Source organism: Methanolacinia paynteri, assembly GCF_000784355.1.
GTDB lineage: Archaea > Halobacteriota > Methanomicrobia > Methanomicrobiales > Methanomicrobiaceae > Methanolacinia > Methanolacinia paynteri.
Map to the genome: position 1 here is coordinate 93,654 of NZ_KN360943.1, position 22,834 is coordinate 116,487.

The window sequence follows — 22,834 nt, forward strand, 5'->3', positions numbered from 1 at the left end:
CGGAGAAAAAGCAATCGACCTCTCCCGGTGGCTTCCGGGACACGGGATCGCGGTTGCGAGCGAAAGGCCCTGGCAGGGCGGAACACTCTTCGTCCTCGAAGACTGCCCTTTCTCCTCGGCCCATAAGGACGGGGCCTTCGCGATACAGTTCGACAACGGTGCGATCTATGCCGGCTGCCACCGCAATTCCTGCGGCGGTGGGAAACAGCGTTGGGCCGAACTCCGGGCGATGTACGAGATCAGGAAAAGCAAAAAGGAACGGGCTAAGAAAAGATCGGAGCCGCCGGCCCCCTCTTCCCCGGAGAGCGAAGAGTCACCGGAAAGAACAGAGGCCCTTGAGATCCTCCGGACCGGTGACCCGATCGCTTTCATGCTCGACACATTCAACATCGAGCATGTCGGGGACCGTATCGTCGCCGAGTGCCTGATAATGTCGGTCGTCTCCCAGTCGGTCCTGAATACGAAGGGCCTGCACGTCTCGATCTCCGGAAACTCAGGGAAGGGAAAGACCCACGCCTGCAGCACAATGCTCAACCTAATCCCGCCGGCTTACCGACTCAAAGGAACGGTCTCGAACAAGGCCCTCTTCTATCATGAAAACCTGCGGCCGGGAACCGTGCTGCTCTTCGACGACGTGACGATGTCCGAGGACATCCAGGAGCTCCTCAAGTCCGCGACCGCAAACTTCCGGGAACAGATCGAGCACCGGACGCTCACCACCGACCGGCAGCTCCGGGTCTGCACCATACCCGAGCGGTGTGTCTGGTGGCTCGCGAAGGTCGAGAACATCGGCGACGACCAGGTGATGAACAGGATGCTCACGGTCTGGATCGACGACTCCGCCGACCAGGACCGGGCCGTCCTTGACCACATGAAGAAAGTCGAGGCCGGGGAGATCAAACCGAACGAGTCGGCAGCCGAAATCTGCCGGACCATGTGGGATATCCTCAAGGAAGACTGCCTGAATGTTGCGATCCCGTTTGCGACCCGCATCCAGTTCCTCGCCTCGTCCAACAGGCGGAACCCGGCGATGCTCTTCGACCTCATCAAGTGCCATGCCAGGCTAAACTTCTGCCAGAGGAAGAGAGACGAAGAAGGAAGCATTATCGCACAGAGGGAAGACTTCGATTCCGGAAAGAACCTCTACACCAGAATCAACGGCGACACCGGAGGACAGGAGACCAAGCTCACGCGGAATGAAGCGGCCGCACTTTCGGCGGTTGCAAAGGCGGGCATGACATCTTTCTCCGTCCGCCATATCCAGGAGCTGACCGGCCTTTCGTACTACCAGACATACCGGATGTTTCACGGTTACAACTCACGCGGAACGAGTTACGCGGGCCTTCTTGAAAAGTGCCCGGCCCTGACCTGTGTCGATACGACGGTGACGCTCGACGAGGACGGCTATTGTGTCCGGAGGCGTGAGAACCACTACACCTTCGATATCGAGATGTATAAGGCATGGATCGGAGGCGGGGATGTCTGGCTCGACGAACCTTTTGACGGTGAAGGAAACGACAACGATGACGGGGAGGATGACTCCCCCGATTCTCCCGAGAACCTTTGCAGCATTGCAGCAGATTTACAGCAGGTACGCAAAGGTTGCTGCAAAGATCAAAAATCCGAAATTTTATCCGGATCTCTAAAAGAAGATGATAATGTATGTACTAGTACATGTACAGATAGTATTTTGCGTACATCCACAGGAACACAGAAGGAAGGGTGTGTGTCTCCTTCAAACTGTGACTCTTGCTGTGAATCAGGCGATGCTGCAAACAAAATCAATCGAGACAATAATTATCATGCGTTTACCAAACTACCAAAGGATATTCGCCTTTTAGGATTGCAAGACTGCTGCAAAACCCTCCACAGCGGGAAAAGTGCTGCAAAGGTCCGGCCACTCCCTGGCGTTCTCGACCACCGCGATTTTGAAAGAGTGAACAAGGAGCTCGGGAAGTGTGATCTCTGTGGAGAGGGCAAGGCCGTTTTTTCTTCGAAAGAGTTGAAGACGAATATCTGTGAGGGATGTTTCGGGAGGCTTTTGAGAGAGGATTTGAAAAAAGAAGGGGTGAGGTGATAAAAAAACGGAGGGACATCTGAAATTAATGGCGGAAAAAGATAATCAGTTTCAATAGACAATATAAAAATTAAAGATATGATATTTGCTCTTGCGGTAATCAAAAACTGAGGACTCAAATGATAAAACCGCTGCAGAAATGTTCAGTGATCCAGGCGAATAGAACTGTGGCGCTGAAAAATACAATAAAAACCGAATTTATACCCGGCTTCGCACCCGACACCAGACAGAGAGTGATCTAAAATATGGAAGATAAGACCCAAATCGAATTACTCAGAGGCCAGATTTTAATCTACCAGTCGAAAGACAACACCTTCAGGCTTGATGTCAGGTTCCAGGACGAATCCGTTTGGCTCACACAACAGCAGATGGCCGAACTCTTCGACACCACAAAACAGAACATAAGCCTGCATATAAGAAACATCTATTCAGAAGGCGAACTCGTCCCCGAGGCAACTGTCAAGAAATACTTGACAGTTCAAAACGAGGGCGAAAGGGAGATCCGGCGCTCGATCGACTACTACAATCTCGATATGATAATCTCCATCGGCTATCGTGTCAGAAGCGCAATCGCCACGCGTTTCCGGATATGGGCGACACAGCACCTGACGGAATTTATAAAAAAGGGATTCATCCTCGATGACGAACGCCTAAAAGAGCCCGGCAACGACAGGTACTTCGAGGAGCTCTTAGCAAGGATACGCGATATCCGGTCGTCGGAAAAAGTGTTCTGGCGAAAGGTTCTGGACATATATGCAACCAGCATAGACTACGATCCCGAATCCGGGTTAACAACACAGTTCTTCAAACAGGTTCAGAACAAGATGCACTGGGCGGCCCACGGCCACACCGCCGCAGAACTGATCTACGAACGTGCAGATGCAGACCGGCCCTTAATGGGGATCACGAATTATCCGGGAAACAAACTTCTCAGGCGCGACGTGGAAGTTGCGAAAAACTATCTGAATGAAGACGAACTGGAAGTCCTCAACAGAATCGTCACGGCATATCTTGAAATTGCAGAATTGCAGGCACTGAACCGGATACCGATGACGATGCAGGACTGGATCGAGCGCCTTCACCAGTTCCTTACAATGACCGGGAGGGAGCTGCTTACAGATGCCGGAAGCATAAGTCATGAAATCGCAATGAAAAAGGCCCGTGAAGAATACGAAAAATACAGCACGAGGCAATTGAACGAACCCTCGGAGGTTGAAAGGCATTTCATCGAGATGGAAGACGAGATAAAACAGATTGCCGAAAAAAACGAGACCACAAATAGAGAGCCGGAGAGATAAAACTACATTCAGCGTCGAATCCCTGGTGAATAAAAAATTTTTATGAGAATTCCCGTGGCTCTGAAAAAATCGCACCACTGGTGCGAGAAATAGGCTGAAGTTATAATATCAGCCTAAACCCCTTCCTGGATGTGATCTTCTTTCATCCCTTTCATAAGCGCAACTGCCAAATCATAACTCTCAACGGCAAGACCCGCAAGAAGAACCTCCTCTGTCGCCATCTCCCTCAGAACCTCTATTCTGGACAAAGCTTCCCACTCGGCACGGGTTTGAGCAATTTCCGCTATTGATGACTTTAGAGATTCGAAAAGAAATTTTTTATCCGGATCAATAATCGAGGGAATGTACTCCATCATCACCACCTGAAGAAATATCTCCACTTGGGACCGCCGCCGATCTCTTTGATCTCTTCCACATTTGGTATGAACATTTTTTGTTCTCCCCCACATACTCTGTATTATACTACAGTATATTACTATGTATATTGGGCTACCCATATATAGCTACTGGTGTAAACTACATTGTATCATGGCATTAACAGGTAATGGCAAATTCATATCCGCTGGTAGGGCGAATACAAAATACCTCACAATTCCTGCAAAATTAATTACTGATTCAGCATTTCCCTTTGAAGAAGGGGAGGAGGTCAAAATCACAGTAGACTCACAAAACAAACGTTTGGTTGTCGAAAAGATTAGATAATCTCAAAAATGGCAGGAAACAATTCCCTTCTATTGAAAATATAAAGAGTACATTCATAAAACCTCCTAAACCTCATACGACTCTCCTCGATCACCACGATTTAAAAAGAGTGACTCAGGAGCCTGGGAAGTGTGATCTCTGCAGAAAAGGCAGGGCCTTTTTTCTTCGAATTATTTGAGGACGAATATCTGTGAGGGATGTTTCAGGAGACTTTTGAGAGAGAATTTGAGGAAATTAACAATGAGTAAAAACTCGATTAAAATTTTTCGAGATTGGATCTATATCTTCTAAATTATAATTTAGAACGAAAATCTCATTTCCTTTAGTTACTGTCGACTTTTTAACATTTGTCATTCCATAATTCAAACTCCAAGGTATAATTTCTGCAAAATCAAATAAATCCCGCATTTCAGGTGTATCGTCGCATGTTATTAACCATTTATGGGAACATTTCCGGACTTCATCAGCAAATTTCCTATGATCAAATACTTTATGCAAATCTCCATTTTTACCATAAAGACTGGATTCTTTTGCAGAGAGATACGGAGGATCGAGAAATAAGAAAACATCTTTCCCCGTTTCATGTAGTAGATGAGAATAATCATAATTTGAAATAATTACATCAGACAATAATTCCGAAAGAGGAGTTATTTTATTGATCATTGATTCTGTGAACCTTTTGTCATATGATTGTTGAGAAAAACCTCCTGAATCAATTAGCCCAGAAAATGTAATTCTATTCAAAATAAAAAAACGAATGGCCTTCTCAAAATTATCTAAATTTTTGTGACTTTTTTTATAATATTCATATAATTCTTTCCCGGTTTTAAATTCATTTTTCATAGAGAACACTTTTTCTCGAAATCGTTCTCCATCCTGTTGGACGCAACGCCAAAAAAGATATAGATCTGGATTTATATCATTTATTTTAAAAGAAACATCTTCTTCAATATTTTGCTTTACTTTGACGAAAACCGACCCTCCTCCTACAAAGGGTTCTCGGTACTCATTTATATCTCGTGGAATAAGGCAAGATATTTTTTTTAAAGCTTTACTTTTTCCTCCAGGATAACGCAGTACAGCGGTGGTTTCTTGTGTCATCTTTTTCCTTGAATATTCAGATTTCAATAGTAGATATGTAGAAATTGATATATGGCCTTGCTGGTTAATTTAATAAAAAGAATTTAAGGGCTTATTCAAATAAATTATTTGCTTCGAAACCTTTATAATTGTATAATAATTATTTCAATAATTGTATAACATGATTGAGTCTGAATCAGGAATTGATTTAGGAAAAATATTAATTCATCCTGAATTTTTTAATTGTCTAAACGAATTAAAAGAAAAAAAAATATACTTAAATAATATTCCGATCCCTGATTCAGTTAACTTTAATTCAGAACTATTCCCTTCAGATGAAGGAATATTATCATTTATTGAGAAGAATTTAAAATATAAATTAGATCCTTTAGCTGGAATTGATTTAACAGATCGAGGTTATCTTATTGCTGCATATGACGAATCAATCGATAAATTTGAAGCAATTGAAGGAAGTGCATATCTAACTGCACATAGTATAGTCTTTTTATCTGAAAATGATTATTTACCATTAATAAGTCTTAGTTTGAATTTTTATACAAGATCGTCCATTATTACAAAGAATTCCAAATATATACAATATTCTAAGGACATAGAAAATTGTAGAAAGGAGAATTATATAAAAGAGAGAGATGTTCTCTTTAAAAATTGTTTCTCGCAGTTTCCAAAAAACACCATAGTTTTTATAGACGGACCAATCATCGGAGGTCAAATCAGTTCATATACGACTAAATTGAATTCATGGATGATAGAAAATAATTTAATTCCAATATTTATTGTAAAAAATAGTTCAAGCAACCTTGTTACAGATAGAATTCAAGAATTTAAGAATAAATATAATTCAGATCTTCATTGGTCATATGCTCTTTTAAAAGAAGGAGAAAGAACTGGATTTATTCAATATCAGGATTTGTATAACAAAGATAATGGGAAAATATTTTGCTATATTAAGACTTTTAACCAGAGCCCTCAAAGAGTGGAATTTCATATTAAAACCTTGGAAAAATATGGAATTGAATTACTGAGTCAGATTATCGAACTTGTTTATTATTTAATCTTAGTACAAGGGGAATGGAAAAATCCACAAATAAGGCCCATTGCAATTGCTGAAAAATTTGCTAGAGAATCGATTAAATTGTTTAATTTAAAATTATCAATGAAAAATCTTGGATTAATATCAACAATGAATCAAGAGAGGTTTGGATGAAATATGAGTTGGATAGTAGCTGATGCTGAAAGAGAAAAAATACTTCTCGTCTCCAAAAGTGGTACAGACGGGATTTTACATCAAGGATCGTATTTAACTATTGAAGATATTGAATCTGAGAAAAAATTTATTGTAAGAGTTGAGGATACTTACCAAAATAATCCATATAAACCTTCCCCATTGATTGTTGATCTCGATCTTCCTACATTAAGGCAAGATCAGAATTGTCAAAATATTTTATCAGCTGTCCGAATAAAAGAAATTCCTGAGAGAGAAGATGGAAGCAGCAGTTTCATTCGACCACAACTAAAAGCCCGTCGTTCTAGCCAAGAAGAAGTTCATTCCGCATTTGGAGATGTTAAAAAGGGAATTCCAATCTTTCCAGCAACGGTTTTTTCCAGATCAGTTCAACATCTCTATGATGAAAATAAAAAATATATTCATATAAATATTCCAGAATCTGTTTTCTTTTATCAAATGCTTATTACTGGCCGAACAGGTTCAGGAAAAACAGTTGCAATGAAGTATTTTGCACAATACTTTATTGAAAATATGAAAGGTGCTGTTCTTGCAATTAATGTAAAAGAAGAAGATATGCTTGCTATGGATAAAGCAACAAAAACCAATAGCAAAGAGGTTTTTAAAGAATGGAGAGATATTGGAGTAGATCCAAAAGGTATAGAGAGATTTAAGATTTACTACCCTGGTAATAAAAAGCCTAATTATTCTGATAATGTTGATATCGATCTGACTGAAAGCATAACTCTCAATACAAGAAATTTAGATCCAGAAACACTCACTGGTTTAATACAAAACATATCTGATCTTGCAGCTGATCAACTTCCAAAAATCTTCCGATATTGGAAAAACAAAGTCGCAAATGAAAATGACACATTAGAAGATTTTATTCAATATTTTTCAGACCCAAATAAAAATGGAATATATGAAACTGAAAATGAATTAGGAAATGTATTACCTAGTACTGTTCATGCATCAACAAGAGGAAATATCGAACGAGCTCTTACAAATTCTGTAGGATATTTTGATGTTAAAGGCGCAAAAGAATTAGAAGCAGAAGATATTCTTCAACCAATGAAAATGTCAGTAATAGATGTTACAGGTAAAAGCGGGTTTGGATTCGGGTCTGTTCTTTTAAGAGATTTGCTTGATAAGATATATGATGTAAAAAGCAATAAGAGCAATACAACTCCTGTTTTAATAATCATTGATGAAGTCCATGAGTTCTATGGTAATACAAGAAGTAAAGAAACATTAAGTACACTCGACTCAATAAGTCGAAAAGGTAGAAGTCTTAAAATTGGAGTTATTTTTGCTTCACAAAACCCTGAAGATATGCCAAAAGGAATCGCGAATGTTGTAAATTCAAAAATATATTTCAAATCAGATGCATCAAACATAAAATCTTTAGGTATTTCTATTTCTGGTTTTGATCCAGAGGGTTTTGGATCAGGTTATGGAGTTGCTAGAATACATGGTTTGAGTCAGTTGAAATATGTAAAATTTCCATTATGTCTATCGGGGGTATTGGATGACACAAAAGAAAATTGATCAAGAGATGGATAAATTAATTGGAAAATTACTTGATTCTGAGGAATACGAGGTATTACAAAAAATTGTGAAAAATAAAGGAATTCTTAGTGAAGACGAATTGGAGGGAAAAAAATAATGTTTACCTTGAACTACGAATTCCAAGCCGGTGGACCTATTTATGAATGTAGTTTCCCTTTAGAAAAAGATAAAGAAAATAATATTTTTTTTGTCCGCGGGAAAAATGATCAAGGTAAAACAACATCATTGGATCTTATCGCAATTGGTCTATATGCAACACAGAATCTTAAAAGTAATGAAGAAATTATTTCTGATGCGCTTAAATCAAAAATTGATTTTCTCACATCAAATGATATTGATAAACTAAAATTCAATTTTGTTATGGAAAGCATTGATAATAAGATTCTAATAAAATCCAATTATGATAAAGGTGATTTAACTACCGAATTCAATGGCCTGCCTGTTGCCTCTGAAGAAATGCATAAAAATATTCAGGTACTCTATGATGTTCCAGATAATCCAATTGTAAAATTACAATCATCCATTTATTTAATAAAAGACAATATTTCGAGATACTTAATATATTTAAATAAATATTCTAATGAGATAGAAAATAACATTCAACATATCTATGAATTTGAACGGAAAGAAGAACAACTAAAAAAATATAAAAAAGAGTTATCTGAAAAAGAGGAACAATTAAAAATCCAGGAACAGATCAAGGAAGAAAAAAATAGTGAATTGACTGAATTAGAAAATATAAAGAAAATATTTGATATTAATGACATTTTAACTGAATTTAATGGGTTGGAAGAACAAAATCGTGTATTAAAAGAAAAAAAGACCGAATTAAAAAGACAAGGAATTGACGGAGGTACTCAAAAATATAAAAAAGCAGTACAGGATTTTAATGAAAAAAGGGATAATATAAAAAAAATTCTTGCTCAGATAATACAGTATGATCCTTTATTAATCGGAGATTCATTAAAGGATCTCAAAAAAATTCGTACAACTCTATTAGGTCTATCTACACCAATTGACATAACTTCTAAAAATATTCAAAAATGGGAAGAAAAAATTGATGAATCTATTTTCAATTTAGAGAGCAACCCCATAAATAATCAAAATTCAGAAGATGAAGAAAAATATGAATTAATTGAGGGTTTAATGTCCATTTTAAAACCTCATTTAACTGTAAAAATGAAAATACCCGGTACAGATCAACTTATATTTGATTTTTATAGAGAATTAGAAAAAATAAAAAAAGAAATTCATCCTATGATCGAAGGAAAAAAGAATTTGTCATCTTTATTATTGAAAACAAGGGAATTAAAAGTCCAAATAAATGATTTATTAATAAAACGTATAAATATCCCAGAAGTTGATGACAAGCAAGTACTGGAATATAGAGATATTGATAAAGAAATTAAGGAAATTGAAAAAAGACAAAATGAATTAAATTTAGAATTAGAGAAAAATGAAGATATTGTCACTGACATCATTGAAGGAAATTGTGACAAAATATTACAAAATAAAAGTAAATTAGACGATTATAATATATTAAATGGTGAACATGATGAAGCCGTTACGGCAATACAAAGTTTAAATGGTAATATTATAAATTTAAAAGGTAGAATTGAGGGGTACGGGGAATTAACTGAACCAAATAAATATGACATAAATTGGTTAAATAATGAATATAATATTTGTTCAAATCTTATAAAAAAATTGAATGAATGGAAAAGAAACCTTGAAAATGTTAATTTTCGAAAATCTGATCTTGGAATAGCTCCAAATCACTCTGAAGAATTTTTTGATGCCTTATCAGAATATTTTGCAGATATTTTGAAGGTTGTTTACTTTGAAAAAAAATCCTGGGATGTAAAAAAAGTAGACTTATTAAATAACCAATATATTGTTGAAAATAGAGCTCCAATTAAGTTTCCACAAATAGGTACTGGTCATACCGCATTAAACTCAATTCGTTCGAGTATTAATCAAAAATTTGGCGGAAAAAAGAAGGTTATATTAATTGACGATATTTCTCAGATGGATGAAGATAATATTCAGACATTAGTAGGTGACATAAAGAAACAAATCATTTCCGGAGAAACGTTATTTGCTCTAATAACAATTGCGGATAATACTGTTTCTGAAATAAAATGGGAGCCAGTAGCAATTTAGAGGGTCACAAAATGGAATTTTTTAAAATAGAAGCTAAGCAAAAAGAGTTTTTGTTAGACAGAATAAAAGATTCAAATACTGGAAAAAATTCTTTTGTCATTTTGGATCAACAGAATAAGAAAAAGCAGGGTTTTTATCTCTCTACAAAATTTTTTGAAAAAGATTGGACCTTTTCTAAAGATTCGCTGAATAATCTGTTAAAGTATAATATTATTTATTTTGTTGAAAAAGATGGATTCTATATTTTAACATATAAAGGGGTAGCTGTGATAGAATATGATATTGAATTGACAAATGAAATTGATATCTATTTAAATGATCTAAATAAGGTTTTCTTCGATAAGCAAATCAAAGAAAAGGATAAACCACTAAAAGAGAAAGAAAAAGCAATATTATTAACTACAATTGGATTATTAGCCTTTTCATCAGATTATTCATTCGTTGCAAATGAAGAAAATAAATATGAAGCAAAAGAATCGACTTCTTATGCGATCGATTTTTTAGAGACAATTTATCCGAAATATAAGGATAAATTCGACAAAATGTGGGACGGTTCTGTTAAAGGAGAAGATGAAATCCTTCAAAATTTTAGACGATTAGATGAAATTCCAAAAAAAACAGGTAATTTATTCAAAGCTTCAAATAGAGAAAAGCATGGACTGTATCTTGATCTCCTGGATGAGGATTTTGTAATAAATAAAGATAAAACACTATATGTTCTTCGTAGGGTTCTAGGAAGAAAAAAATTATCTCCTGAAGAGAAAGATGAACTGATAGATGCAATCTCAAAAATAGGGCAGAATTCTTATTCACTAATTAAATCTAAAGTAAATATAAATAGAATCAAGCTGAAGATGGAGTTAAAAGATATTATTTTAGACGAGTTCTAATATCTAATCAAGATCAAATCTCCCTCAATTTTTCCTTCGGTTTCATGCTTCTCAGAATAATAACCCTTATCAATTTTCACTTACGAATTCACTTCTAAAAGAGACTATATTAGGAAACAATATACCTAAAAAATGATAAGAGGAACCCGTAAGAAATAAGTATTAATTTTGGGTTGAAAAGTTTCACAAAACCTTCAAGATCTCCCCGGCTTCATAATCCAAGGAAATCTCTCTGGTCTGTCCCCTCACCTGGAGCGATTTCATAGAAATAATTTCCATCGACTCCAGCTTATTCAGCCGTTTGTGAAAGTTGGCATAACCCATTGAAAGCTGTTTATTTACAATCTCATAGAGGGCCCCGGAGGTCGGCGACTCTTCACTATCCCGGACCTCTTCAGCCAGGACCGCCAGAAATTTCTTCTCGTCCGGAGACAGGCCGCCGATTGCATCCCTTAACCGGATATCCTTCGCAGAGACCGATGTCGATACATCCTCTGCCAGGACTTCTTTCCTTGCCGCCTTCTCAGCATTTGCAACTGATTCTTTTATTATCGCAAGGCCGACACGGAGATCCCCCGCTGTAACCGTTCTTTGAGTAATAAGATCCAGGACCTCACCTGACATCGCCCCCGGATAAAGACCGCAGCGTACTCTCCGGGAAAGGATCTCGCGGACCTCTTCATATCCATAAGTGGGGAAGTAAATATCAACGGGCCTGAAGACCGACCAGACGGCAGAATCGACTTTGGTCATAAGGTCGATCTCCATGTTGCTCACCGCCGCAATCACCCCGAGTCTTGCACCGGGGAATTCTTCGTAAAGACGGAGCAGTACATAGAGGATATCATTCAGCCGGTTCTCGTACATCAGGTAATTCATATCGTCGAGACATACGACTGCAACCGTCCGCGACTCCGAAAGGTAATTTCCTATCTCATTGTAGATCTTCCGGAACGCAATCCCGGTGGTCGGCGGATAGTGCCCGAAGATCCGGTTGAATATTGAACCGAAGATCGAAACCCGTGTCCGGTCGTTCTTGCAATTGATATATACAGGCAGGACCCGTTTTGTCGTCTGCTCGATCTCGGAGAAGAGCACCCGGACCGAGGTCGTCTTCCCCGTTCCGGGAAGGCCCCGGAGAACTGAGTTGAACGGACGGCCCCCGCTCATCGCCGGCCGGATGGCATAAGCCAGTTCGCTGAGCTGCGTATCTCTGAAATTAAACTGCTCCGGTACGTGATCTATCTCAAAAATATCGGGGGTCCTGAAGAGAGTCTGATCCCCCATTAGCAAGTTTCTCTTCATTCTTATGAAATTTTATGAAATGATATAAGCGCAGATTCCGGGTGGCGTGAAAGTGGAAAATATTAAATCGTTCACTTTCACCCCTTCCGCTCCCCGGTTAAATATCCATCCACATAATCTATGATCGTCCCCGGTCGGGAAAATTGGTCATTTCTCACAACTCCGAACTGTTGAGTCAACGGGTCTTCACAATATGCCGTACCGACTTGTTTCTTTGAATGCAGTCAATAATCCGGCCGGGACACCTTACCCCCAATCTAAAGAGATCACCAAAAATCCATTTAACAGAAAATTCCTACAGAATTTTCTTCAATAGTGCCTGAAACATTCGTTTCACGCCCAATTTTTTAAGGAGCCTTAACAATGACAATTACAGAACTACTCGCAGCCATCGACCCCCTTCAGACCATCGCCGTAATCCTGGGAATATCAGGGGCCGCCCTTGTAGCAGGGAAGAAGGCCGCATCAAGACTTTCCGGATTCTCATGCTGGATTATTGCAAACCTGATATGGTTCTTCGAAGGCGTCTACTCATCGAACTATTACCTGGCGGCGATGTTCGGGTTCTACTGGATAACAGCCGTTGCAGGGTTTTGGAACTCGTTAAAATTAAAGGAGAAAACTGTTAAGAAGAGCCATTCGGCAAGTGTGCCGCTTCCGTTTAAATCACAGGACCAGTGAATTAAAACCCACCAAAAAACCCCATGAAATTGCTCCGTAATTTCAAAGAGTTCGCCAATGACGTCCGTCATTGCAGAAACCTCATCAGTACAGCAACAAGACCGCCCGCACCGGCCCCGACCCCGGCGGAGATCTGCCTCTCGCGGCCCGCCGACTCCGACTTGAAACCTTCGAGATCCCGGATGCGGTTCTCGTGGTCCCCGATGGACTCCTTCATCTCCTCAAGCGTCCTGCAGATCCACTTCACGTCCCGGTTCGTCTCGACGATCATGTCCCTGTTACTCTTCTCTTCTTTCATTGTGCGTTCGTTTACTCCTGCGGATAAATTCGGCAGAAACAGGGATAAATCGAACTGTATCAACTACCTGATACAGTCACGCTAATTACCCAAAAGATCGAGTAATTAAATGCCTGTTCCAGTACCCGGGGAAAAGGCAGGCAGGAGAAAAAACGAATGGCAGATTTCATCGAAACTACCAACACCAAGTCGGCCACTCGTGAGCTTGCAGCCTCCATCGCAGACGTTGCAACTTTCCAGAGTATCATCCAGTCGGTGATCAATGACAACCCCTTCGGCTGCACCGCGTACACTCAGAGCGGTGTGTCGCATGACGGGGTAGAGGTCAACCGTGAGAGTTATACTGCGAAGATCGTCTTCGAGGACAATGCGGCAGAAAAGGTCGGAACTCTTTCCGTCAAGTGTCCCACTGTTTCTTCAATGAACAGTGCTGCCGGCGCAATCGTCGCAGACGCCGATCTTGCCGTTGCCGTTGGCGGTGATCCCGTCCGCGATGCAGACAGCGATACTTATTCCTGCCAGCTCAAGTGCCATGACGCAAACAGCGAAACCTACTATGTCACCTTCAGTCGTGACAAGGTCAGGATCAGTTCTTACGAGGACGACTCCATCCTGACCGTTGTCGAGACTTGGGCCGACACTGTGTCCGCTCTTGCCTGAACAGAATTTCGAACACCGGGGAGGGAGACTCTTTTCGACCCCCTTTCCGGGGAAAATAAGCTTATTTTGGGCTCCTTTCGGGCTTTTTTGAGATCGGATTATACCTTGTTGGAGTTTAGTTTCATAAAAGGGCATTATTTGGGCAATTTTTAGGATTAACGCTTATTTTATTGATTTTCATATGAGGGCGGAGAGGGCCTCTAATTTTCCAGACGATGTTTACCCCTTCGGAGCCTGAGATCGTCCATTCTGAGGCTTCTGTGTGGGTCCGAAAAATGGCGATTTGGGCGTTTTTTTAGGACAGGCGTTATTTCTAAGATTCGCATAGCAGAAAGATGATTTTTTTTGTTTCTTGAAAAAATTGAAAATATTAATCAAATATGGCAGATCATACGGAGGATTATGAGAACTAAATGAGAGGATTTATTCGATGGTTGCCGTGTTTTTCAAGAGGAGATTGGATTCTAAGTCTTCGGCATTTCCGAGCTCCTCAAACATCCTGTCAAAAATTGGCAGTTTTTTGGGGGGATGAGATTTGATGAAAAAAGAGTGGTAAGATGAGTACGTCCAGACGGAATCAGGGGTAATTGGACGCACTCAAAGTATTAATAGTTGTTATACAACAGTTATTAATTAATAGATGAAAAATGCGTGTTTATTAATAAATAGAGATAAGATTAACCAATTTAAAATTTGTATTTTTATGGCCTTACTTTTTATTATAGTCGCTATTATTTTATATATACTTAACATTTCTGCTCATTCAGATTTTAGTTATTTACACCCTTTATTAGTTGCAGTAATTGGAATTCAAATAGTTGTTATCTCTCTAATTTTATCATCATTAATTATAATATCTCAGTTAATAGGGAGATATCAGACTCCTAATGCGACAGATTCAGTGATAAATGATAATGATATTAGGATGCCTATATTTGTTTATGGTTTATGTATTGTAATAGAAATTTTAACTCTTATTTTTATAGATGTTTTAAATAGTGGAGATCACGATTATCCATTATGTTTAGATATTTTATATGCTTTGATTATAATAATAACCTTCTATGTATTCTGGAGTTTTCATAAATTAATAAGACATATAATTAAATACACAAATGTTAAAAATACTCTTAATAGATTAACCTCTAATCTTAATGAAACTATAATCTCAAAAAATAAGGATGATAAGGATAATGATTTTTATATTCAACAGATATTGGATATTTTATCAAAATCAATATTAAATCATGAAAGTTCAACTTTTTTTCATGGTTTAAACCAACTGCAAAAAGAACTATTTAAACCGTTCTGCCAATACAAAGATCCAAATGCCAATGAAGATAATAAGTCTAAAAGAGTTTCAAATAATATTACTACTGCTGAATTAGAAAATTTAGAGAAAGATAATCTTTATAGTTTTTTCAATCTTCTTTTCCAAAATAGTAAAAAAGAATTGTCTAATGAAAGAGATCCAACATTAGATCTCGCTCCAATACAAAGAGAAGAAATTAACTCACTATTTATCTTTGTTTTAAATGATTGCTGTTCGATGTCTGTAGAGAGTAAATATGAACGCGGTTTCATCATTATAATAGAAATATTAACAATTCATGTTCAAGCAATAATTAATTTAGAAAAAAAATTGGAACCAAATGACCAAAAAGATAATGGCTCCTCTCAAAAATTAAGTAATATAATATATAGAGATTCTTTAATCTTTTTAGATTTAGCTTATAGAAATGCTTATTCTAAAAAATTAGAAACGGCATTAGTTGCTATAGGATGGGGGTTTTTTTATCTATTTTATCAATTCATTGATAATGGCATAGAGAATTCTGATAACATCCTTCCAAAACTTAATTATTACTTAGATAGTTGGGATCAAGAAAAATTCTATTCAATATACCCACAATATTCATTTATCCTCACATATATCTGTATTTCATTATATGAAAGATCTACAGGTATTTCAGGAAATAAGCAACTAGATGATAATTTTTCACAGCAATTAGAAGAAGTAATGATTACACTGAAACGTTTAAAAGAAAGAACAATGGAACATGGAGGTAATATAGAAAATGATTTATATATTGTAGATTTCTGCATTGAAATAATTAAAACAATTAATGATCCAGATTCAAAAATCGATTATAATTTCAATAAAAAGTTTATTTTGATGTTAGGTGAAATATTACGGTTTATTCGAATAAATTTAGGTACTGAGTATCTTTCCTACGCAAATTTACTTACATACCAAGCAAATTATTGTTTTATCAATGGGGACTATCTTACTGCTGAAGGCCAATTAATCCGTGCAAAGGAGATTCTATTAAAGAAATACGGTGAAAATATTAATTATGCAGCCTCAGTAGGCCATTTAGCACGGTTATATACCGACTGGGGAAGAATAAAATTAGCAAAAGAAAATTGTAAAATTGCTACTACCATTCATTATAAAGAATATGGTCAATGCCATAAAGCCATTGCGGCTATTCTTTCATCTTATGTATCCATATTTCGACTGGATTTTAATAATGATTTAGCACTAAAAATTATGGATACAGCTTTGAAAATTCGAGAATATGCTTTTAATGGTAGAAATAATCATTTGTACGCGGCTGGTTGTCTGTACGCTTCATTTTTAAATATTGAATTGGGAAATTTCAAATTAGCATTTCAATATGTCAATGAAGGAAGTGAAATTAGATACGAAATATGTTCTTCTTCGTTATCGACAATACGTTCGATGCTAAGAGCCATGCATTTAAAAAAATATGGTGAAAATTTAAAAAAAATTCCAGCCTTAAAGTTAAAGGGTGATACTCTTAGTGAAATAAAGAAAATCGACGTTGAAATTAAACTTAGAAAAAAATTATACTTTGGAAAAAAATTTCCTTCTTTATCGATAATATGTTCGATGCTAAAAGCTATACATTTAAACGAATATGGTGAATATTTAAAAAAACATCCAGACTCAAAGTCAAAGGATGAAATTTTTGAAGAAATAAAGAAAATCGACGCTAAAATTAGTTTTGATTATAGTTCCTGTTTTAATTCTGCTTTAAATTGTTGTGATAAAGAGCTAAATTCTTTCGAAAAATCCAGTTCACGTGAAAATTTGGATTATTTATCGATTTTATTAATAAAGACAAAAATATTATACAATTTAGAAGATTTCGATGAAGCTGAAAAATTGTGTTCTGATGCAATAAAGATTAAACCCGAGGGATTGAACGAGTATCATCCTAGTTATATTCTTCCCCTACAAAACTTAACAAGAATCTGTTATGCCTGTAAAAAATTTGAAACTGGATTGATAAATATTATTGAAGCTTTTCAACTCGCTAAAAAATTTTACAAAGAAGATAGTATTTATTATATCGCCAGTTTATTGAATCTGGCTAATGCTCTTTATATCTATGGATTATATTCAAAAAACAATGGTTTAGATCCAAAAGAGGGTCCTTTAGGAGAGGCAAAAGAAAAATATATAGAAATTCTTGACCTTTCGTTCAAATATGGGCCAGTTAATGGATTACATTGCCTTTATATGGGGACCGTTTTAAACTTAAGCAGATTGTATTTAGATTTCGGTGACCGCATTAAAGGATTGGAGCTGTATAATAATAAAATATCAGTTAATATCAATGATTTACGCTGTCTATACGGTTCAGAATCAGAATCTTTCAATAGTGAATTGAAGAATTACAATGTATTTTTAAGTATTAATAAAAATTCAGTTAACATAAAATTTATTGATTTAATAAAACTCGTAAAAAAAGGTACAAAATCCGATTATTTGAACCTCCATTGCTTTTATGACGAACTTATTAATCAGTACAAGAAAATGCAAAATAATGATGATAAGACACAAAAAATTGATTACTCTAAAAAATATGAAATGTTATACTATTACAAATTTAAGGTGGAACTATTAGCAACAGATCATCTCCCTACTCAAAATTACTTTTTCAGTCTGGCAACATATTTTTAATTTTCTTCAGAAATTTCTGGATTCCTATCAATTAAACTTTTTATAACATTCAATGTCCATTATGGGTGCCAGAACACTAGCAGTGGTTATTCACCCCCGCGGAGCATGCCCGGCCACCGGCCGGTGATGCGGAGCGGCGGGGATCCCACACACACAGCCGGCAGGGGCCGAGACGAAAAGGCAAGGACCCGGCGGGCGTAAAACAATCCAGCTCAGCCGGAGAAAACAAGGCCGGTGTTGCGAAGCTCGCCGGAATCCGAATGGGTTCCGGCATTGAGCATGAACTCGTTTCATGCGAAGCACTTACTCGAAGAGTTAGTGCGAGAGCAAGCAATCCCGGCCGGTACACAAAAAAACGAATTGCCTTTTTTGTGCGCGTATATTCTCAAAGCAATGTTATTTATTAACACTATTTTTAATAAAAATTATATCTTATATTAATTTTCTTAGTTCTTTTTACAATAATTGTTACACATACAACATATTTTAATAATTATTATAAGCCTTTAAAAAAAGACCTGTAATTCTAATAAAATGCATAATCCCTATCCAGGAGATGATGTCAGATATGGAAGAGAAACAGTTGACTCCGATGGAGCGTTATAGGAAAGAAAAAGAAAGGCGTGGAGAAGAAAACTTCGATATATATGTCGCACAACTAAATCACCCCCATTTAACGTACCGTATTAAGGCTGCGGAAGCTCTTGGAAATTTCGGGGATCTGCGTGCTGTAAAACACCTGGAACAGACGCTTAATCCTGAAAATGAATCCGAATATCTATTTATCGCAATAAACTCTCTGGGAAATCTCGGAAATCCCGGATCAGTCCCGCTTTTAGTGCCTTTTCTAAAAAGCGATGATAAATGGTTAAGACTTTGTGCTGTTCGTGCTCTCGGGATGATCGGTGATGACAGAGCGGCATTGCCGGTGATCCCTCTTCTCCAGGATAAAAAGGTGGATGTACGTAAATCTGCTGTTGAATCTCTTGGAAGGATGGGATACATAGAGGCGATGGATTTCATTTCCCCGCTGCTCTCTGATGATGATTCTAGTGTCAGGGAGGTAGTCCGAAATACCTTGTCAGGGCTGGAAAAAGTAAATTCATAACTCAAAAATTTATTCGAATCCATAACTCTAAATGCCTATTCGAATTCAGAGTGATAAAGAATAAACAGGTCGACCGGAAAGAAGCAACAGGGGCTTTACATCCCTCCCGCAGACCTGTTTAGAACCTCTGAAGATGACGATCATGTATTTTTTTTCTGTTGAAGATACGGACTCCACCCTGAGTTTCCTCATTAGTGATCTCAAGATCGGAACCGGATTAGTCTCCACATCAACCATTACATGAACATTCATCCGGGCTCTACGACATTTTTTAAAAGCATCATTTCATTTTTCTTATACATATGCATGGATTCCGATTCGGGCATGAACTCTGTTCAGGGGAGTGAGTATAACAAGCGAGCAATCCCGGCCGGTACAAAAAAAGAGAATTCATTCTTCCCCTCCCCCGGTGAGGAAGTCCGCCGCCCGCTGTGCATCTCCCGCAGCCCGGATGACATCGACGACCGTGCCGTTCCTGATGTGCCGGAGCCATCCCGCGACATAAGCCGCCTGGTTCTCGATGACGGGCATGTCGATTCCGGTCATCGCACACAGGAAGGCAGAACCCATCTCGGCCGTCAGCTCCTCGCGGGAATACCGCTCACTCCCGAACCGGATCGGCCCGGTTATTCCCGGACGCTTCAGGCGGGATTCATGCCCGGTCCAGTGAGTCAGTTCATGGAAGTAGGTCGAGTAGTATTCTTCCGGAGATTCGAACCGCTCCATATCGGGCATGTGGATGATATCCGGAGTCGGGAGATATGCCGGCGGCCCCTGGGTGACTTTCGGAGAGTTCCTTTCGATCACTTCATCGCAGGACGTGATCGCCCGGACCTCGCCGACCTCTTCCTTCTCGATCCCTTCGCACTGCGAGAGGTTGAAGACCCAGTAATACCTGACAAGTGGTTTTTCCCGCTGCGACATCACAAGGACCTCGTCGCCCTGGTCATTCACAATCGGCCTTGCCTCTTCGAAGGACCAGAAGACAACAAGCCCGGATGCCTTCTCGCCTTTCCGGACATACCCGCCGAGCTGCTTGATCTGCCGGTACGTCCCCCACCATTCATGCCCGGAGAGGAGGAGACGGTTAATGCCCCGGTAGGGCCTTCCCGTCAGAACATTGCACGGCGACAGGTTCTTCCACGATTGATGCCAGGGGATAGTTCCGGAGGAAAGAGAGGAGATGATCCTCTCCCGGACCATCTCGTAGACGTTCGCCATCAGCAGACACCCCTTGCCCTTGCGGTGTAGCAGTTGTCATCGGCCTGGGCCCGGCGAACACATTCATCGTATCCGTGCTTCCCGACCTCGTCCCGGTAGTGCTCACGGATGCACTCTCCCCGCCGGTGGAGGTCTTCGGCCTCGTAGAGCATCGAGTGTGCCCTTCGTTCAAGCTCGACTGCACGCTCATCGAGGAGTGCAATGTCTTCAAGTGCATGCAGAGGAATCGCGTCGCTCAGCCGGGACATTTCAGTCCACCTCGGCGGGCAGGTCAGCGAAAAGCTGATATGTTTTCTGGTCGAATTCGATACTTAGCTCGACGAGAGCTATGCGGGCGGCGATCTTTTGCGGGAAGGCCGCCCCGTTTCTGTTCATTATTGTAGTCATTTAGATCTACCTCAGCCGGTGCTTAACCGCGACCGACTGAATGCGGGGGTAAAACGGCAAACGGAGTATGGCTGTCGCTCCCCAGGAGCGACCGGCTTACCCGTTTGACGGAGACCCGCGTTTGCAAGAGGAGGTTTACAGTGCCGTGCAGGGGAGCGACGAAAAGATTTGAGGAGCGGATTCGCACGGCTGTTTGGGCGGTTATTTAGGAATGTCTTCGGGTTCAACTGAAATAATTTTGCAGAAGAATTAACTTCTCCTAGCTCTCAAAAAGCAAATTTTCGGTAAAAATAAAATTGCATATTTTACTTTTTAAAGCATTTTAATCGTGCTATATCCAAAATCAACGACGTAAATATTATTTGAACTATCAACAGCTAAAGCAGAGGGCTCTTTTAATTCTTCTCCGCCACATTCTTTCTTATACATTCTCCAATTTCCGATAAATTCTCCTTCAGAACTAAACTTTTTAATTTGGTTGTTACCAGAATCAATAATATAAATATTATTTAATTTATCAATAGCGATACCTGAAGGATCATTAAATTCTTCTCCACCACATTCTTTCTCATATCCTCTCCACGTATCGATAAATGTTCCTTCAGATGTGAACTTTTGGATTCGATTATTACCAGAATCAGTCACATAAACATTACCAAAACTGTCGATTGCAATATCTTTTGGATATTTAAATTGGTTTTCCCCTGAACCCTCAGAACCCCATTTAGTGATAAAAGTTCCCCCAGGAGTAAACTTTTGAATACGATGTACTGAATGATCGACAATATAAAAATTCCCCAATTTATCAAACGAAATAGCTGAGGGATATGAGAATAATCCGTCATTGACCAGATCGTCTATTTCATAAGTTACAATGTAATTAATATCAAATATTTTAATTTCTGAGCCGATTGAGTCTATAAATTCACCCTTTGATGAAAATACTTGAATTCGGTGATTGCTACTATCAACAACATAAATATTTCCAGTGTTATTAACAGCAATACCTTTTGGTTGATGAAACATCCCAGAAGATTCTCCCCCCAAACCCCACTTAAGGACGAAGTTCATATCAGGTGAGAATTTCTGAATACGATTATTTCCAGTATCAGAAATATAGATATCTCCTGATCCATCAACTGCTATGCCCTCTGGACAATTTAATTCTCCACTAACATTCTCATAGGAGGTCCATTCTGTTATGAATTTGCCTTCTTGAGTAAATTTTTGGATACGTCTATTGTTGACATCTGCAACATAAGTATTTCCAGATTTGTCAATTGTAATAGCTTTTGGATTTTTAAATTCACCTTCATTGGATCCATATGTACCCCATTTAAGAATAAACTTGAAGTTAGGAGTTAACTTTTGAATACGGTGATTCTCCGAATCTACAATATAAAAATTGTTCTTTTTATCTATAACAATGCCTTTAGGGTGATTAAATTCTCCATCACCTGTTCCATAAGAACCATAGCTCGCTATTAATTTTAATTGTTTCTCAAATAATCCACTAAGTTTATATTTTAAAATGCGATGGTTCCCGGAATCTACAACAAAAATATTACCAGAGGAATTTACAGCAATATCAAAAGGTTGATTAAATCTTGTTTCCCCGGGGTATGGGTATGGTTCTCCAAATGATGTTGCTAAAGTTAACCCATTAGAATCGAATACATGTATTCTGCTATTTTCAGTATCAGCAATATAGAATTTTCCTGATTTTACTACTATTCCGCCTGCTTTACCAATACTACCTTCAGTATATCCACCAACTGAATATGAACAAGCAACAATCTTCCAATTCCCTTGAAGATCAACTTTAATAATATTACCAGACCAGAGATCAGATACATATGTATTACCATAAGGTTCAACATAAATTGCGCCTAATTGTTCGCTGTTTGAAAAAATAGCCCCTCGCAATTCAATTTTTTGTACATTTTTATCTTTGGAAGGAATTTTTATTATATAGCTTTTAGATCTATCTGTAACATAGATATTTTCGAAGTCATCTACTCCAATATCGAAAGGAATAAATATTTCATTTATCATCATGCAGTTTCCATACCTATAAGTGTAATTAGAATGTTTCAAAATATATATGATTTTTTATATTATGTAGAACAGTAAGCCATATAAAAAATATATTTTT

Annotated in this window: 21 protein-coding genes; 12 read left to right on the forward strand and 9 right to left on the reverse strand. The window is 38.4% G+C overall.

Features of this window, described 5'->3' with window-relative positions:
- Together METPAY_RS13340 and METPAY_RS13345 are read left to right on the forward strand one after the other, a co-directional pair.
- Nucleotides 1-2,077: hypothetical protein (locus METPAY_RS13340; RefSeq protein WP_052418843.1), on the forward strand; the 2,077-nt coding region annotated here is incomplete at its 5' end.
- 245 nt (nt 2,078-2,322) lie between these two features.
- Nucleotides 2,323-3,375 carry a virulence RhuM family protein gene (locus tag METPAY_RS13345; RefSeq protein WP_048153048.1) on the forward strand — a complete coding sequence of 351 codons (1,053 nt, stop codon included), beginning with the start codon at nt 2,323-2,325 and terminating at the stop codon, nt 3,373-3,375.
- A 113-nt stretch (nt 3,376-3,488) separates the two neighbouring features.
- Here METPAY_RS13345 and METPAY_RS14785 read toward each other — a convergent pair whose 3' ends face one another.
- Nucleotides 3,489-3,755 carry a peptide ABC transporter ATPase gene (locus METPAY_RS14785; RefSeq protein ID WP_245611649.1) on the reverse strand — a complete coding sequence of 89 codons (267 nt, stop codon included), beginning with the start codon at nt 3,753-3,755 and terminating at the stop codon, nt 3,489-3,491.
- A gap of 148 nt (nt 3,756-3,903) precedes the next feature.
- Here METPAY_RS14785 and METPAY_RS15215 point away from each other — a divergent pair, with 148 nt between their 5' ends.
- The gene (locus tag METPAY_RS15215) at nt 3,904-4,077 is read left to right on the forward strand and encodes a hypothetical protein (protein ID WP_169743676.1); all 174 of its coding nucleotides are present in this window, start codon (nt 3,904-3,906) and stop codon (nt 4,075-4,077) included.
- A 234-nt stretch (nt 4,078-4,311) separates the two neighbouring features.
- Here the strand turns inward: METPAY_RS15215 and METPAY_RS13355 are convergent, their stop codons facing one another.
- Nucleotides 4,312-5,178: a DNA adenine methylase gene (locus METPAY_RS13355; protein WP_048153050.1), complete on the reverse strand. Its 867-nt coding sequence runs from the start codon at nt 5,176-5,178 to the stop codon at nt 4,312-4,314.
- Between the two features lie 160 nt (nt 5,179-5,338).
- Between METPAY_RS13355 and METPAY_RS13360 the strand changes: the two genes are divergently transcribed.
- From METPAY_RS13360 to METPAY_RS13375, 5 genes are read left to right on the forward strand one after another with little or no spacing between them, the layout of a single operon-like run.
- On the forward strand, nt 5,339-6,382 hold the full coding sequence (locus METPAY_RS13360) for a DNA double-strand break repair nuclease NurA (protein WP_048153051.1): 1,044 nt from the start codon (nt 5,339-5,341) through the stop codon (nt 6,380-6,382).
- Nucleotides 6,383-6,385: 3 nt separating this feature from the next.
- Nucleotides 6,386-7,951, forward strand: a complete 1,566-nt coding sequence (locus METPAY_RS13365; RefSeq protein ID WP_048153052.1) for an ATP-binding protein — start codon at nt 6,386-6,388, stop codon at nt 7,949-7,951.
- Nucleotides 7,932-8,069: a hypothetical protein gene (locus tag METPAY_RS15380; RefSeq protein ID WP_157199095.1), complete on the forward strand. Its 138-nt coding sequence runs from the start codon at nt 7,932-7,934 to the stop codon at nt 8,067-8,069. Before METPAY_RS13365 ends, METPAY_RS15380 begins: the two co-directional genes overlap by 20 nt.
- A gap of 8 nt (nt 8,070-8,077) precedes the next feature.
- On the forward strand, nt 8,078-10,135 hold the full coding sequence (locus METPAY_RS13370; RefSeq protein ID WP_169743677.1) for an AAA family ATPase: 2,058 nt from the start codon (nt 8,078-8,080) through the stop codon (nt 10,133-10,135).
- Nucleotides 10,114-11,025, forward strand: coding sequence for a hypothetical protein (locus METPAY_RS13375; RefSeq protein ID WP_048153054.1), 912 nt, complete (start codon nt 10,114-10,116; stop codon nt 11,023-11,025). The genes METPAY_RS13370 and METPAY_RS13375 overlap by 22 nt, the downstream gene beginning before the upstream one ends.
- A 183-nt stretch (nt 11,026-11,208) precedes the next feature.
- Here METPAY_RS13375 and METPAY_RS13380 read toward each other — a convergent pair whose 3' ends face one another.
- Nucleotides 11,209-12,330, reverse strand: a complete 1,122-nt coding sequence (locus tag METPAY_RS13380) for an ORC1-type DNA replication protein (protein ID WP_048153055.1) — start codon at nt 12,328-12,330, stop codon at nt 11,209-11,211.
- Nucleotides 12,331-12,693: 363 nt separating this feature from the next.
- On the opposite strand from METPAY_RS13380, the gene METPAY_RS13385 reads away from it, so the two are divergent.
- A complete protein-coding gene (locus tag METPAY_RS13385; RefSeq protein WP_048153056.1) occupies nt 12,694-13,011 on the forward strand; it encodes a hypothetical protein in 318 nt (105 codons plus the stop codon).
- A 67-nt stretch (nt 13,012-13,078) separates the two neighbouring features.
- On the opposite strand, the gene METPAY_RS13390 is transcribed toward METPAY_RS13385, so the two are convergent.
- Complete coding sequence (locus tag METPAY_RS13390) at nt 13,079-13,309, reverse strand: hypothetical protein (protein WP_048153057.1); 231 nt, start codon at nt 13,307-13,309, stop codon at nt 13,079-13,081.
- Nucleotides 13,310-13,465: 156 nt separating this feature from the next.
- On the opposite strand from METPAY_RS13390, the gene METPAY_RS13395 reads away from it, so the two are divergent.
- The 3 genes from METPAY_RS13395 (at nt 13,466) to METPAY_RS13405 (ending at nt 19,071) form a co-directional block, all read left to right on the forward strand.
- Nucleotides 13,466-13,969, forward strand: a complete 504-nt coding sequence (locus METPAY_RS13395; RefSeq protein ID WP_048153058.1) for a hypothetical protein — start codon at nt 13,466-13,468, stop codon at nt 13,967-13,969.
- 640 nt (nt 13,970-14,609) lie between these two features.
- Nucleotides 14,610-17,963 (forward strand): hypothetical protein, encoded by a 3,354-nt coding sequence (locus tag METPAY_RS13400; protein WP_048153059.1) that lies wholly within the window; start codon nt 14,610-14,612, stop codon nt 17,961-17,963.
- A gap of 568 nt (nt 17,964-18,531) precedes the next feature.
- Nucleotides 18,532-19,071, forward strand: a complete 540-nt coding sequence (locus METPAY_RS13405; protein WP_169743678.1) for a HEAT repeat domain-containing protein — start codon at nt 18,532-18,534, stop codon at nt 19,069-19,071.
- 45 nt (nt 19,072-19,116) lie between these two features.
- Here METPAY_RS13405 and METPAY_RS13410 read toward each other — a convergent pair whose 3' ends face one another.
- The 5 genes from METPAY_RS13410 to METPAY_RS13425 form a co-directional block, all read right to left on the reverse strand.
- Nucleotides 19,117-19,308, reverse strand: coding sequence for a hypothetical protein (locus METPAY_RS13410; RefSeq protein ID WP_048153060.1), 192 nt, complete (start codon nt 19,306-19,308; stop codon nt 19,117-19,119).
- 153 nt (nt 19,309-19,461) lie between these two features.
- A complete protein-coding gene (locus tag METPAY_RS13415) occupies nt 19,462-20,292 on the reverse strand; it encodes an ArdC family protein (RefSeq protein WP_048153061.1) in 831 nt (276 codons plus the stop codon).
- On the reverse strand, nt 20,292-20,540 hold the full coding sequence (locus METPAY_RS13420) for a hypothetical protein (RefSeq protein WP_048153062.1): 249 nt from the start codon (nt 20,538-20,540) through the stop codon (nt 20,292-20,294). The genes METPAY_RS13415 and METPAY_RS13420 overlap by 1 nt, the downstream gene beginning before the upstream one ends.
- Before the next feature lies 1 nt (nt 20,541).
- On the reverse strand, nt 20,542-20,679 hold the full coding sequence (locus METPAY_RS15050; RefSeq protein WP_157199097.1) for a hypothetical protein: 138 nt from the start codon (nt 20,677-20,679) through the stop codon (nt 20,542-20,544).
- A gap of 312 nt (nt 20,680-20,991) precedes the next feature.
- A complete protein-coding gene (locus METPAY_RS13425) occupies nt 20,992-22,737 on the reverse strand; it encodes a 6-bladed beta-propeller (RefSeq protein WP_048153063.1) in 1,746 nt (581 codons plus the stop codon).
- Between the last annotated feature and the right edge of the window lie 97 nt (nt 22,738-22,834).